General features: G+C 34.7%; 12 protein-coding genes. 2 read left to right on the top strand and 10 right to left on the bottom strand.

The annotated features are described in order from the left end of the window. Positions 1-54: 54 nt before the first annotated feature. Positions 55-1,887, bottom strand: a complete 1,833-nt coding sequence (locus B9Y84_RS10220; RefSeq protein WP_085517003.1) for a tetratricopeptide repeat-containing sensor histidine kinase — start codon at positions 1,885-1,887, stop codon at positions 55-57. A 42-nt stretch (positions 1,888-1,929) separates the two neighbouring features. Then, positions 1,930-2,076, bottom strand: a complete 147-nt coding sequence (locus B9Y84_RS20615) for a hypothetical protein (RefSeq protein WP_176223768.1) — start codon at positions 2,074-2,076, stop codon at positions 1,930-1,932. Between the two features lie 640 nt (positions 2,077-2,716). On the opposite strand from B9Y84_RS20615, the gene B9Y84_RS10215 reads away from it, so the two are divergent. Continuing rightward, the gene (locus tag B9Y84_RS10215) at positions 2,717-3,790 is read left to right on the top strand and encodes a hypothetical protein (protein ID WP_085517002.1); all 1,074 of its coding nucleotides are present in this window, start codon (positions 2,717-2,719) and stop codon (positions 3,788-3,790) included. Positions 3,791-3,837: 47 nt separating this feature from the next. Here the strand turns inward: B9Y84_RS10215 and kbl are convergent, their stop codons facing one another. Continuing rightward, a complete protein-coding gene (gene kbl, locus B9Y84_RS10210; RefSeq protein WP_085517001.1) occupies positions 3,838-5,025 on the bottom strand; it encodes a glycine C-acetyltransferase in 1,188 nt (395 codons plus the stop codon). A gap of 321 nt (positions 5,026-5,346) precedes the next feature. On the opposite strand from kbl, the gene B9Y84_RS10205 reads away from it, so the two are divergent. Continuing rightward, positions 5,347-6,807, top strand: a complete 1,461-nt coding sequence (locus B9Y84_RS10205; RefSeq protein WP_085517000.1) for a sensor histidine kinase — start codon at positions 5,347-5,349, stop codon at positions 6,805-6,807. A 74-nt stretch (positions 6,808-6,881) separates the two neighbouring features. Here B9Y84_RS10205 and B9Y84_RS10200 read toward each other — a convergent pair whose 3' ends face one another. From B9Y84_RS10200 to proS, 7 genes are all read right to left on the bottom strand, one after another. After that, the gene (locus B9Y84_RS10200; protein WP_085516999.1) at positions 6,882-7,478 is read right to left on the bottom strand and encodes an outer membrane beta-barrel protein; all 597 of its coding nucleotides are present in this window, start codon (positions 7,476-7,478) and stop codon (positions 6,882-6,884) included. A 134-nt stretch (positions 7,479-7,612) separates the two neighbouring features. Next, entirely contained in the window at positions 7,613-8,638 is a 1,026-nt protein-coding gene (locus B9Y84_RS10195; RefSeq protein ID WP_085516998.1) for a DUF6588 family protein, read from the bottom strand. A 73-nt stretch (positions 8,639-8,711) separates the two neighbouring features. After that, positions 8,712-9,782: a glycosyltransferase gene (locus B9Y84_RS10190; RefSeq protein WP_085516997.1), complete on the bottom strand. Its 1,071-nt coding sequence runs from the start codon at positions 9,780-9,782 to the stop codon at positions 8,712-8,714. A 3-nt stretch (positions 9,783-9,785) separates the two neighbouring features. After that, positions 9,786-10,688 (bottom strand): PhzF family phenazine biosynthesis protein, encoded by a 903-nt coding sequence (locus tag B9Y84_RS10185; protein WP_085516996.1) that lies wholly within the window; start codon positions 10,686-10,688, stop codon positions 9,786-9,788. 129 nt (positions 10,689-10,817) lie between these two features. Next, positions 10,818-11,828 (bottom strand): flotillin-like protein FloA, encoded by a 1,011-nt coding sequence (floA, locus tag B9Y84_RS10180; RefSeq protein ID WP_085516995.1) that lies wholly within the window; start codon positions 11,826-11,828, stop codon positions 10,818-10,820. A gap of 1 nt (position 11,829) precedes the next feature. Next, positions 11,830-12,291 (bottom strand): NfeD family protein, encoded by a 462-nt coding sequence (locus B9Y84_RS10175; protein ID WP_085516994.1) that lies wholly within the window; start codon positions 12,289-12,291, stop codon positions 11,830-11,832. A 31-nt stretch (positions 12,292-12,322) separates the two neighbouring features. After that, the gene (gene proS, locus B9Y84_RS10170) at positions 12,323-13,798 is read right to left on the bottom strand and encodes a proline--tRNA ligase (RefSeq protein WP_085516993.1); all 1,476 of its coding nucleotides are present in this window, start codon (positions 13,796-13,798) and stop codon (positions 12,323-12,325) included. Positions 13,799-13,907 lie beyond the last annotated feature (109 nt).

Raw genomic sequence — 13,907 nt, 5'->3', positions numbered from 1 at the left:
AAAAATATCGGCTGAATTCTGTCGGAAATCAAGATTCAAACTGCAGAAAGACAATCATGCCATCTTAGATTTTAAAGAATTTTGTTCATCTGATTTCTGTTCTTCGCTATGGTCTTCTTTTACAGGAATAGTCATCACCACATTAATACCTTTGCCCGGTTTTGAATTGAAATAAACGGCACCGCTTATGGTATTTACTCTCGCATATATGCTGCGCATACCCATTCCGGAATCAACCACATTTTGCACATCAAATCCTTTTCCGTCATCTTCGTAAAACACATTAATTTCTTCTTCTGCTTGACTTATTTGTAGCGTGATGCTTTCTGCTTCAGCATGCTTAATGGTATTATTAATTAGCTCCAATGCAATATGATAGATATTACGTTCCACTTCTAGGGGTAGCCTTGCTTGAAGTCCGTAAATTGCGAGCTCTGCTTTTATTTTCTCTGCTTCATTGATAGTTCTGACCATATCTTTAAGCGCTGTTTCAAGGCCAAAGCGTGTTAACATATCAGTGGAAAGATTATGAGAAATTTCTCGCGTTTCTTTAATGGCTTCATTAATATTATCCAATAATTTACCCTTCAGATTGGAGGCAGTTTCATTTTGTTCAGATTGGAATAATAATTTGATGGAAGATAATCTTGCACCTAGTCGATCGTGTAAATCACTGGCAATTCGGTTTCTTTCTTCCTCTTGACCATGCATCATAGCATTAAGTTCCTTCAGCTCTTGCTCAGTCTTCATATTGGAGATTTCCTCATTCTTTAGTTTTTTCAGATAGTCCTGCTTTTGAAGGAAAAACCAAATAGTGGAGATAATTAAGACCACTAGAGCAATGCTTAAGCCTAGGAAAAGATTTTTTTGAAAGTTTTTTTCAGCAATCGCCAACTGTTGTTCCTTTATTTCTGCTTCTTTCTTTTCGGTTTCATATTTGGTTTCCAAATCTTTCACTTCCTGCATTTTTTCGCTGGTTGAAAGAGAATCTCTCAAATGATTATATTCCTGAAACAGTACAGAGGCTTCTTCTACAGCCCCGATTCCCATTTTTGCTTTTACCATATTAGAATAGAGATTCATTTTTCTATATTCATCTCCTAATGTGGTTGCTATTTGAAGACTTTTCTCATACTGTTCAAGACTCTCTTTATATTTTTTCTGTTTAAGCAAAATATTTCCTTTGGCCATGAATGATTTTGCTAATCCTTCTTGATCATCTTTTAACTCTTGACGCAATTCAATTGACCTTTCATAACTGTTCATAGCTGCTTCAAGGTTATCTTTTGATTCGTATAGAAAACCAAGATTATGATACAAGAAAGACATACTAGAAGAGTCATTAATTGCCTTGAATGATTCCAATGAATTCAAATAGTAGTGGATTGCAGAGTCGTAGTTGAAATATTCTCCGTCTTTAGAAGAAAAAATCACACCAATATTCATATTGATAATTGCCGATCTAGTATCTTTTCTTTCTTTGGGGAGCAATTTCTGAGCTTCTTGATAGTAGGAGAGAGCCAATTTTAAATCTTCTTTAATATAGTAATTCGCTAAATTATTGTAATTCCCCACTAACCCATCCTTATTGTTTATGCTTTTATTTATTTTTATCGCTGTATATAAATAATTCAAAGCATTGCTTTTATCATTTTTGCTCAATGAAATTAAGCCTAAATAGTTATTTGTTAGTGCTAACCCGATTGAATCCTGGCTTTTGAGAAATAGATTTTTTGCTTTAACGAAATAATGAAAAGAGGAGTCTAATTGATTTTTATTTCGTAACTCTTTTGCCTGATCAAAATAGGCATTTTCAGTTTCTTGTGAATAGGAAACTCCAGATTGGGAGAAGATTAGCACTAAATGGAATAAAAAAAACCTCATCATCGTATAAATTTACAATAATGAGGCAGGAAATAAAATTTATTTCTATTCTTCAATTTCCTTTACATCAGGCTCAGAGCAACCTGTACAATCTGTTGTATCCATATTAGGCTCTTCAATTAATTCACACGCTGAAAATGTGAAGATTGCTGCGATTACTAATGCGTACTTAATTGTTTTTAAAGCTTTCATATTATTGTTGTTAAGTGTTTTCGTTTTTAAGATAACACAATATTAGGGGTATTTAAATTGCTGAGAAACACCTGTTTAGGGGTTTATTAAATTATTTTGCAGGTATATTTTACTTTTGCATTCAGGATAATGCCAGAAGAAAAGGGGTGTTTTTTTTAAAAAATGGTGGTTTTTACTGCTTGTTGATAAACGTAGTGTAGTAGATGCTAAAAATGGCATTTTCAGTGTAAGGTGCTGATAAAATGTTATTTAATAAGAGTTTAAGGCTATCGTGGCTTGAATAGAAGAAATCCTGCAGTCGGGTCTAGTATATCCAAAATGTAGAATTAGTACCCTAGAAAGGGGGTTTAAAATACCCTATTTATAGTTTAAAATACCCCTTTTATGGTGTTTTTTAAGAAGTTCGCTTATACTACCTTTGAAATGTCGTTAAGGAATAATGCATTGCGCATTCAACCAAGACCTTTTTATATATTTAACGACATCACCCGATAAGACGGGACATTTTAAAGTGATAATTAACTTCTCCCCTATTGTTGTTAAAGATCATTTGTTCCGTCTTTGAGGGTTTTTTTAGTTTAAAAACACTAATAGAATACTTATGTAAATAGGGATTATTTGACTTCTAAACCTTTCGCCTATGAGCTTACCCAAAACCTTTGATAATCCGTACTTTCAGCCTAGGCATCAGATTCTCCATGAAAAAATGAACCCAGTTTTGAAAATGTTATGTGAGCTCTCTCAAGCTTCGCAGTCATTTTTAATATTGTGGGAAGATGATTACCATCAACTTTATGATTTAGAAAAAGAAGCTCATTTTCATTTGAATATTGATCATCAGATTTTTAGCGTTAGATTTTCGAAACTCAATCAGGAGGTAATTTATGTGCCTAATTTGAAATTCCATACGTTATTCCAAAATATATCGTTTTTCAAATCGTATACCGATAATGAGCAATTACTTATTTACCCTATTCTGGACCGTAATAATAAAGTGAAAGGAATAGCTGGAATTGTTTTAACCCAAGTTATTGATAGTGCTTTTGACCAATTGATGAAGCATATGGATTCGATTGGAACATATCTTAATCATTTATATCTTGATTTTTTTGATAGCCAGAGGAGAGAGTTACCGGGCTATCTGAATATGGAAAACTTGCCTACTTCTTTTTTTGAATTTGAAGTAGATGCAGATCAGGAGTTGCACTATAATCATTTTAGCAAAAACTTGATCAGGAAGCATCCCGGCTTCTCAAATGATTGTTCTGCTGAGAAGAGAGTAGCTAATGTTTTAAGTATGCCAATTGCTGATTTTTATTCTTTGATTCAAAAAATACGAGATAATCAGAGCATGGAGTATGTCTATTCTTGTTCAAATAATTTGGGAGAAAAGAAATATTTTATCGTTAGGCTCCATATTTCGCGAGTGCAAGAGGGGAGGTACCGCTGCTTAGGTGTGCTTGAGGATTTTACCATTCAAAAAGCCTATGGTAGTGTGTTAGACCAAATGATTTTTGATATCTCCCATGTGATGCGTAGGCCTGTCGTCACCATGAAAGGATTGACCAATTTGATTGATATAGATAAATTTGAAAAGGATGATTTACGGCATATTGCGGAAAAAATTAAATCCGTTTCAGAGGAAATGGAAGAATATATAAGAGCAATGTTTAAGATATATGAAGCTAAACAGGAAGCCATATATCATTTGTGATTTGTACCAATAGTCCGGAGCAATTATTAACTGCTCCGGACTTTCTTCTAAATGATCTCTAACTCTTTCCCGACTTTCGTAAAAGCTTCAATCGCTTTATCTAAATGTTCTTTGTCATGTCCAGCAGATAATTGTACTCTAATTCTTGCCTGCTCTTTGGGCACGACAGGGAAGAAGAAGCCAATAACATAAATCCCTTCTTCCAGAAGTCTATCGGCAAATTTCTGTGATAAAGCTGCATCATAAACCATAATGGGTACGATTGCAGAATCTCCATCTTTTATATCAAAACCTGCTTTTTTAATATGGTCTTTAAAGTAGTTTATATTGTCTTCGAGTTTATCTCTCAAAGCAGTAGAACCACTCAATAAATCAAAAACTGCTATTGAAGCTCCTACAATTGAAGGAGCTAGTGAGTTAGAGAACAAATAAGGTCTTGATTTTTGTCTTAACATATCAATTATTTCCTTCCTACCAGAAGTAAATCCTCCCATGGCTCCACCTAATGCCTTTCCTAGTGTTCCTGTAATGATATCTACTCTTCCCATTACATTGTTGAGCTCGTGAGTTCCTCTTCCAGTCTTTCCTATAAAACCTGTTGCGTGACAATCATCCACCATCACTAAAGCATCATATTGTTCAGCTAAATCACAAATTTTATCTAATTGCGCTACATAACCGTCCATTGAGAAAACTCCATCTGTTACAATGATCTTACTTTTTGCATCTTTTGCTTTTTTCAACTGTTCTTCCAAATCAGCCATATCATTGTTTTGATAGCGGTATCTTGCAGCTTTACATAGCCTTACCCCATCAATTATAGAAGCATGGTTTAATGAATCTGAGATGATTGCATCTTCTGAACCTAAAATAGGTTCGAATACTCCACCATTTGCATCAAAAGCAGCGGCATAAAGGATTGTGTCTTCCGTCCCTAAAAAATCTGCTATTTTTTGCTCAAGTTCTTTATGAATATCCTGTGTACCACAAATGAATCTCACAGAAGACATCCCAAATCCATGAGTGTCCAAAGTGTTTTTTGCGGCTTCCAGTACTTTTGGATGAGATGAAAGTCCTAAATAGTTATTAGAACAAAAATTTAAAACTTCTTTCCCTGTATCAGTTTTAATTGAAGCACCTTGTGGAGTGGTGATAATTCTTTCTTTCTTATAAAGCCCGTCTTTTTCAAGCTGCTCTAATTCGCCTTGTAGTCTTTTCTGAAGTTCTCCGTACATATTTGCTGAAATTTTTTTCTTTTCACAAAGATAAGGGTCATTAAATCAAACCCCATCAAATCTAGGGAAATTGCTCCCTCTTAATTAAAAATAGCATTCGCGCTATATCGTTGTAGCATTTTTACGGAAAACCAATCAAATAGATGTATGATAGCTCCAGAACTACGTGAGAAATTTGATTTTTCTAAGTAAGATAAACTAAATAACCTTATATAAGGATTTGATCCCCAGCTTTATGGTATTTATAGCTAATTTATACTAAAGTAATGTTTTCCAGTTATGCAATTTTTCTGGGGGTTCAAGAGAAAGTAAATTTGTATCATGTTTCAAGATTTGCATCAAAAGTTGAAGAGAAATCAAAATTACTGTTTACCCGTTGAAAGAGGGATGGAAAGGGATTTTTTAAGCTTTACTGATTTTTTTGAAAGTGGTAAAGATCCAATGTTTATCATAGACCTGAGATCTCATCAATATTTAAATGTAAATCAACAGTTTGTAAACAATCATAACAAATTTGACAGCTTATTGTCAAAATTTGAAGAAGATATCGAAGGTGAAATTGAACTTCGCTCACTGCAATTGAGTCACGGCAATCAAACGTTTTTATTCAACCCTATTTTTCAGACACAAGGAAAAGCACTAGTTCAAGTGTTGGAGTTAAATGAACTAAATAGTGCTGCTCGTGATAGTGGAAAAAAATTAATCGAGCATCCATTCGTAGATATGTCGGTTAATAGGGAATTATTAAATAAATTACCTCTAGGTTTAATACACACTAATCGTCAATTTGAATCTATCTGGATTAATAAAAAGTTTAAAAGTTTGTTTGGACGTGAAATAGAGAAAGACTTCAATTTTATTGATGCTATCTATGTTAAGAGTATCTCTCAATTTTGGGATAAGATTGAAACATTGAATGAGGAAGGAGGGCAGGTAAACTTTTCATTTGTGATCCATAATCTTAAGAAATCAGAGGAGGTTTTTATCAATGCTTCCGCTATTGCAGTAGGGAAGAAGCATCACTTGGAAGAGGGATTTATTTTCATCTTAGAAGATAAGACTGAAAACATGCATTTCTCCGAAGAGATCACAAAACAAAATCTAGCCTTGAATCAAATAAATCATGAATTAGATAAATTTCTCTACAGTGTTTCACATAATATTAGAGGACCTATAGCTTCATTAGAAGGCTTGCTCAAGGTGATTGAAATCTCTGATGTACAAACAGTTAATGAGTTGAAACATCATTTGAGGCTTAATTTAAGATTATTGAATGGCTTTGTTAGTGATATTAGTAATGTAGCTACCAATATTCACACTCATGTTAATTTAGTAGAAGTGAATTTAAGAGATGTATTGGAGCAAATGGTTTTTTTCGTTGATAATATTTACGATGTAAAGCCTAAATTGAATATTGATATTCCTAATAATTATTTCGTAAGGACTGATGCTGACCGATTTGGGATTATTTTAAAAAGTTTGTTGAAAAATAGTTTTCAATATCGCGACACTAGAAAGGATCAATTTGAAATTAGTATCAAAGTAACTCAAAACGAGGATTTCCATTTAATTGAAATTACTGACAACGGAATAGGAATTTCGGAAAAAGTAAAGCCCTATATTTTTGATATGTTTTACCGGGGAACAGAGCTTTCAAATGGAAATGGTATGGGGCTTTATAATAGCAGGGAAATTTTAAAGAAAATCGAAGGTACTATGAATATTGAAAGTAAGGAAAGGGAATGGACGAAAGTTAAAATATACCTACCAACAAAAGTTTAATTATTTCCTACCTCAAAATTTTAAAAGCCTCATTGGGATTTTTAACCAATGAGGCTTTCGTATTTCTTGCTTGGTTAGTTACCTAAAACGTAGTAGATACCGAATGTAGGAGCAAATGTATTAATCCCTAATGTTAAAGAATTAGATACAGTGGTGGTATTACCAATTGCCGGTGTAACAGAGGTTCTCCCGAAAGAAATCATATTTAATTCAAAATTAAAACCAATCTTTGATCCTGGTGTATAAAGAATTCCAGGATTTATTCCTAGGTTAAACACTGACCTGTCGCTCACTTCTGTTTGGTCATTACCATCGATAAATGTTGATCCTCCAAAGCCAAATCCGATTCGTGCAGCACCATACAGATATACATTTTCAGTTAAGTCTACATAATACCTAGCTTCTGGACTAATTGAAAGGGTATTTGTCCTTGTAAAGTCATTCTCGCCTAAATTATTCCTTTGAGTGGTGAATCCGAGAGCACCACCAACTGAAAGGTTTTCACTGATAAAGTATTGTGCATTTGGCGATATAGTAAAAAATTGAAAATCAGCGTTTTCAAAAATTTGAAATTGTGCAGTTCCTCCAACTAGTATATTCCCGCTACCCAGCTGAGAGTAGGCTTGTTGTGAGAAAAATAGAACAAATAAAATTAATAATTTACTCTTCATAATTATATGTCGTTTAGTTGATTTACAATATTAACTGAAAATGATCAAATATATTGTTAAAAGTATTTTTATGCATAAAAAAGCACAAATCAAGTCATTGATTTGTGCCATAAAAATAAAACTCACGGAGTGGATTATCGAATATTTAAACCAAATCCAACAGAAAGTGTATTGTACTTTTGGATAGTGTAATCGATATTTAAAGCTAACACCCAAAGTATTTTTGCTCTTGCACCAATTGTGAATCTGGGGCCACCGCTGCCATCGAATGTTAAATCAATAGGGTCTGTCACAGTATAAGTTTCATTGTCTCCAGAGAACTCATAGTCACCTTTCATTGCAAAATTTGAACGAACAATATTAAATCCTAAGCCAGCGTAGGGTGTGAAAAATAGTAGTTTCTTAGAAATAATAGCTTGAACGGTAGTAGCACTAGCTCCAAATTCGGCAAACTGGCCTGCTTGCTCATCGATTTGATAGTTTGTAGATATTCTATTGAAACCTATTAAACCTGATAGATCAAACGGTAGTAACTTCATACCAGGAATCCATTGCTTGAAATCGTGCTTAACTCCGAAGCCAAAAGACTGAAAGCTAAAATCACCAACATTGATCTGAGGTGTGAATCGAATAATTAAATCGGTACTTTTTACAATCCCAACGCCTAATTGTATGGTTGGCGTAGGGATAGCCAATGGGCCAGGGTAATCCAAGTCGGCCAAAATACCAGAAGGAGCAACAATATTTTGATTGAATTGTCCTTGACCATCTATCCCATCATCATTACTAATCACTAATTGCTGATTCGTCTCCCCTCCCACAAAAGTTGGAAGTGTTGTGTTTGACGGATCCACTAATTCAACGTTTGAGTAGTCACCTGCAACAAATTCAAAGGTCTTTGCAGCATCAGGAATTGTTGCCAAATTTACATTGAATGTTAGATCGAAACCAAGCGTCTTGTGTGGTCTGGCTGTATTATACCATCCATTTGCTAATCCATTACCAATTGAACTAGCAACGGGATCCATGTAGTTTCTCAAATAGGTATTTGCATCCCCAATTCCTGAGTTAATCACTTCTTCAAAGTCCTGTGCTTGAGATTGTTGTACATTTGCCATTAAGGAAATGGCTATTATAGTTCCAGTAAAAATTTTTTTCATATTCGTTTTTTTAAGTGGTATGTGTATATAAAAGTATTGAATTTTAATTGAAAATATAAATTTATGTTTGGACTCACTGAAACAAACCTAAAAATGTTTCTGAATTTGATTGAACCGAATAATAGTCCTGTATGTATTTTCTACCATTATCTCCTAATTCTTGCCTTAAGCTATCATTCGTCAACAGTGTAAGAATTGCCTTGCTCCATTGATCTTCAGATTCTGCAGGAAATCCTGCATCGCTCTCTTTGATTAATTTTTGGTTAACACCAACTGGAGATGCAACAATAGCTTTGTTGATGGCTAAATATTGCAAAAGTTTAAATCCGCATTTTCCTTGACTCCAGATGTCATCTGTTAAAGGCATAATACCTATATCAATTTCATTCAAATCTACAATTTCAGTTGATTTATTCCATTGAATAAACCTCATATACTTGACATCAAAATCAGGAGTTTGGTTGGAAATAACTAGTAATTCAAAATCATTCTTAATATATAGTTTATCTAAAATTGGAATTATTGGTTTTAAATAAGGTAGAGTAGAGTGAGTTCCAGTCCAACCTATTGTTATTGTTTTGGATTCTGATATGCGGTGCTGTTGATGATATTTAGTATCAATTGTAGTTGGGTTTATAACCACGTTTTCACTGTAGCTCTTTGCGAATTGAGCTAAATAATCGTTCCCACAACTCACTTTGAAACTCCATTTACAGATAGTCTTTACTTTTGATTTCCATTTCATTCTTGCTTTTAGACTTCCTTTTTCACTTGGATCCGCTAGCCAAATGGCATCATCAAAGTCATAGATAATTCTTTTTTTCCATATAAATCGAGTAGTCCATTCAAAGAAAGGCGGGCCAAAGGGAGTAGCCTCTCTGTGAATGAAAATATAATCGTATGATCTTAGCTTTAGTAAAAGCAACAGGCGTTCTCCATAGGATCTAGTTAACCAAAAGAGCTTTTGGAGGCCATTTCCAGGTTTATATAAAATTTTCCAGGCTTTTAAATTTAAGAATGGGGCTATATGAAAGTGATAACCATTTTCTTCGAGCAGTGGGAGATATTGCTCAAATCTAAAACGTTGACTAGGAGCTTCATCAAAAGGGTAGGGGCATACAAAAAGTATTTTGTGTTTAGGCATTTATTACGGAATTCTGATTTCGCCCCCACCGATATGAACACAAGAACCACCTACTAAAACTTTCGAAATTTTTCCGTCTTCTTGGATAATTTTCATTTTTACCTGACTAGGTCTGCTGATTTCATATCCTTGCTCTCCAATTGATAGTTCATTCAAATCTGCCATATTATAATTATGTAAATAACATGCAAGCGGACCATGTGCGCTACCTGTGGCAGGATCTTCCGGTACGCCAATATGTGGAGCGAACATTCTGCTGTGGGTTAAATGCTCAGGATTTTCGGTCTCTAAGGTGAAAGCCATTACTCCAGTAATGAAAATTTCATCCAATATTTCACTAAATAGTTCATTATTGAGTTTGAGCTTGTGAACTGCATTTAAATTTTTGATAGGAACAATCAAAAATGGATTGCCACAATTTACTATTCTACAGGGGAAATCTTCTTCAATTTCATCCTCTTCTATCGAAAGCAGGGATGCAACTAGTTTTTTATCTTTAAAGGTTTGCTCAAATTTAGGGAGTGGTTGTTCCATCAGTATTTTAGTAACCTCACCATTTTTCTCTTCAAATTGCACTCTCAAGTTCCCTATGTTCTGTTGTAAAAGTAACTCATTCTCTTTTTTAGGAATAATTCCTTTATGTTTTAACAAGTAGTAGGAAGTTCCGATGGTAGGGTGTCCAGCAGTCGGCAACTCCATGCCTGGAGTGAAAATCCTCATTTTGACATCAGCATCTGAACTAGTTTTACTTAAAAAGACTGATTCCGATAGATTTAATTCTTTTGCAATTTTAAGCATTTGCTCTGCACTTAAACCATCTGCATGGTTGAAAATAGCCAAAGGATTACCACCAAATGGTTCCGATGTAAATACATCTAACAACTGAAATTGAATTGTTTTTGCCATACCCGAAAATAAGAAAAAAGAATGAAGAAATATAAATCAGCCAAATTAGAATTGTGCATAGCTCATAATAAAAATGGCCCCACTTTATTAAAAGCAGAGCCGTTTTTTTATTGAAGCGATTATTATGTTCTATTTATCATCATTTTTCTTTCCGCCACCTGATTTCTTACCTGAACTTGTTCCTTTGTCGCTTCCAGATATTGAATCTCTCATATCAGTGTCGGCTTGAATATTTTGCATTCTATAGTAATCCATGATTCCTAAATTACCACTTCTGAAGGATTCAGCAATTGCTTGCGGTACTTGTGCCTCAGCTTCAATAACCTTTGCTCTTGCTTCTTGAGCTTTCGCTTTCATTTCTTGCTCTTCAGCAACTGCCATAGCTCTTCTTTCTTCTGCTTTCGCTTCTGCAACTTTTAAATCGGCAGATGCTTGATCAGTCTGTAATTTAGCTCCAATATTAGCACCAACATCTACATCTGCAATGTCAATAGATAGTATCTCAAATGCTGTTCCAGCATCTAATCCTCTTTGTAAGACTAATTTTGAAATCTTATCAGGATTTTCTAAAACATTTTTGTGTGAAGCGGCAGATCCTATGGAGGTAACAATACCTTCACCAACTCTGGCTAAAATGGTATCTTCTCCAGCACCACCAACTAATTGTTGGATGTTTGCTCTTACAGTCACCCTGGCAATTGCTATCAGCTGAATTCCATCTGCTGCCACTGCTGCCACTTTAGGGGTAGTAATTACTTTTGGATTAACTGAAATCTGAACAGCTTCAAAAACGTCTCTACCAGCCAAATCAATTGCAGTAGCTTGTTTAAACCCTAATGTTATATTGGCTTTATCTGCAGAGATTAGAGCCTTAATGACGTTAGGGACATTACCTCCCGCCAGATAGTGGGTCTCTAGTTCATTGGTGGTGACTTCCAAACCAGCTTTGGTGGCCGTAATCATAGATTCCACAATAATTCTTGGCGGAACCTTTCTGATTCGCATAAAAACCAATTCGAATAAGCCTACTTTTACTCCCGAGAAAATTGCGGTAATCCACAGGTTGATAGGCACAAAATACAGGAATACGAAAAAAAGTACTATTCCTGCTATTACAATAAAAATTAACGATGTATCCATATTATTTAATTGGTTCTACAAATATTCTTTTTGAATCTATTTTGGTAATTTCAACTTCTTGGCCGGCACCTATCCATTCCCCTTTGCTTCTCACCTCGTAAATTTTGCCAAAAATTTCGGCTTTTCCAATCGGTTTTAAATCAGAAATAGTTTTTCCTTTTTCGCCCACTTGAAAAGTGAAAATATCTTCATCGTTTACTCTGCTTTGAATGCTTGATTTTAGAGAAAACCTATCCCATGAATTCGACTTAAAGCTATAAACAATACCGATAATAGTTACTGCAGCAGTCCCTGCAGTTGTCCAGTAGCCTGCTGTGTTTCCATATTCATCAAACACCAAGAAAATACCAACTATTGTGAGCATTAGACCAATGACACCCACAAAAGTAGTACCTGGGACAAAGATTAATTCTGCGATAATTAGCAGCAAGCCTGCCAGAATAAGAAAAATGATACCTACCATAGATTAAAATTAAGTCTAAAAATAGTTAAAATCAGTAAGCTTTTGCAAAAAGCACTCTTTTATTTGATGGCTTTCCTGAATATATACATTTTCCAGTTTCTTCTGGGGCGTCTAAAGGAATACAACGGATTGTTGCTTTAGTTTCCTCTTTTATTTTTTCTTCAGTTTCAGCCGTTCCATCCCAATGTGCACTTATAAATCCACCGGTTTTATTTAGTTGCTTTTTAAATTCATCATAAGTATCTACTTGGAAAGTATTTTCACTTCTGAAATCTTTGGCTTTTTTGTAGATGTTTTGCTGAATCAGTTCTAAAGTGTCTTCAATTACTGATTCAATTCCGTCAATGTTAACAGTTTGCTTTTCTTTGGTATCCCTTCTTGCTAACTCCACAGTGCCGTTTTCCAAATCTCTAGGTCCTATGGCAATTCTTAACGGAACTCCTTTTAATTCCCATTCAGCAAATTTGAATCCAGGCTTATGTGTGTCCCTATCATCGAATTTAACCGTGATTCTTTTTTTCTTTAATGATTTTTTAAGCTGTTCTGCCACTTCAGCTATTTTATTTTGGTCTTCCTCCGTTTTATAAATAGGTACAATTACAACCTGAATAGGAGCTAAACGAGGAGGCAATACTAGACCTTCATCATCAGAATGTGCCATTACTAAGGCTCCCATTAACCTAGTGCTAACCCCCCAAGAGGTGCCCCAAACGTATTCTTGTTTACCTTCTTTTGTCGCAAACTTCACATCAAAAGCTTTTGCAAAATTTTGACCTAAAAAGTGAGAAGTTCCTGCTTGTAGCGCTTTTCCATCCTGCATTAAACCTTCAATACAATAGGTCTCTAATGCACCTGCAAACCTTTCGCTTTCAGATTTTAAACCTTTAATAACTGGTAAGGCCATAAATTCTTCAGCGAAATCGGCATACACATTGATCATTCTCTCGGTTTCTTCAATAGCTTCTTGTTTGGTTGCATGTGCAGTATGTCCCTCTTGCCATAAAAACTCTGCTGTTCTTAGAAAGAGTCGAGTTCTCATTTCCCATCTGACGACATTCGCCCATTGATTTACCAAAAGAGGGAGATCACGATAAGATTGAACCCAATTACGGTATGTATTCCATATTATTGTTTCAGATGTAGGTCTTACAATCAGTTCTTCTTCTAATTTAGCATCAGGATCTACTACTATACCTTTACCATTTTCATCATTCTTTAAGCGATAGTGAGTTACTACTGCGCACTCTTTTGCAAAACCTTCCACATGGTCAGCCTCTTTACTTAAATAAGATTTAGGAATGAATAAAGGGAAATACGCGTTTTGATGACCTGTTTCCTTAAACATATCATCTAACTCTCGTTGCATTTTTTCCCAAATTGAAAATCCGTAGGGTTTAATGATCATACAGCCTCTAACTGCAGAATTCTCCGCTAAATCCGCTTTTTTTACTAATTCATTGTACCATAGTGAGTAATCTTCACTTCTTTTTGGTAGTACTTTTGCCATTTTATGATTTTTGGTATGAAGTTTGTGTCAATATTATTGATTATTATCTCAACAGATTTTCATATATTGAAATCAATTTACGATAATAATCGTTGTAAAATTAGAAACA

The organism is Marivirga sericea (assembly GCF_900177665.1).
Classification (GTDB): Bacteria; Bacteroidota; Bacteroidia; order Cytophagales; family Cyclobacteriaceae; genus Marivirga; species Marivirga sericea.
The sequence above is the reverse complement of the archived record's forward strand: the minus strand, read 5'-3'. Positions and strand labels throughout refer to the sequence as shown.

Coding starts and splice junctions, on each gene's coding strand:
- B9Y84_RS10220 (WP_085517003.1), bottom strand. CDS start 1,887: ATGATGAGGTTTTTTTTATTCCATTTAGTGCTAATCTTCTCCCAATCT.
- B9Y84_RS20615 (WP_176223768.1), bottom strand. CDS start 2,076: ATGAAAGCTTTAAAAACAATTAAGTACGCATTAGTAATCGCAGCAATC.
- B9Y84_RS10215 (WP_085517002.1), top strand. CDS start 2,717: ATGAGCTTACCCAAAACCTTTGATAATCCGTACTTTCAGCCTAGGCAT.
- kbl (WP_085517001.1), bottom strand. CDS start 5,025: ATGTACGGAGAACTTCAGAAAAGACTACAAGGCGAATTAGAGCAGCTT.
- B9Y84_RS10205 (WP_085517000.1), top strand. CDS start 5,347: ATGTTTCAAGATTTGCATCAAAAGTTGAAGAGAAATCAAAATTACTGT.
- B9Y84_RS10200 (WP_085516999.1), bottom strand. CDS start 7,478: ATGAAGAGTAAATTATTAATTTTATTTGTTCTATTTTTCTCACAACAA.
- B9Y84_RS10195 (WP_085516998.1), bottom strand. CDS start 8,638: ATGAAAAAAATTTTTACTGGAACTATAATAGCCATTTCCTTAATGGCA.
- B9Y84_RS10190 (WP_085516997.1), bottom strand. CDS start 9,782: ATGCCTAAACACAAAATACTTTTTGTATGCCCCTACCCTTTTGATGAA.
- B9Y84_RS10185 (WP_085516996.1), bottom strand. CDS start 10,688: ATGGCAAAAACAATTCAATTTCAGTTGTTAGATGTATTTACATCGGAA.
- floA (WP_085516995.1), bottom strand. CDS start 11,828: ATGGATACATCGTTAATTTTTATTGTAATAGCAGGAATAGTACTTTTT.
- B9Y84_RS10175 (WP_085516994.1), bottom strand. CDS start 12,291: ATGGTAGGTATCATTTTTCTTATTCTGGCAGGCTTGCTGCTAATTATC.
- proS (WP_085516993.1), bottom strand. CDS start 13,798: ATGGCAAAAGTACTACCAAAAAGAAGTGAAGATTACTCACTATGGTAC.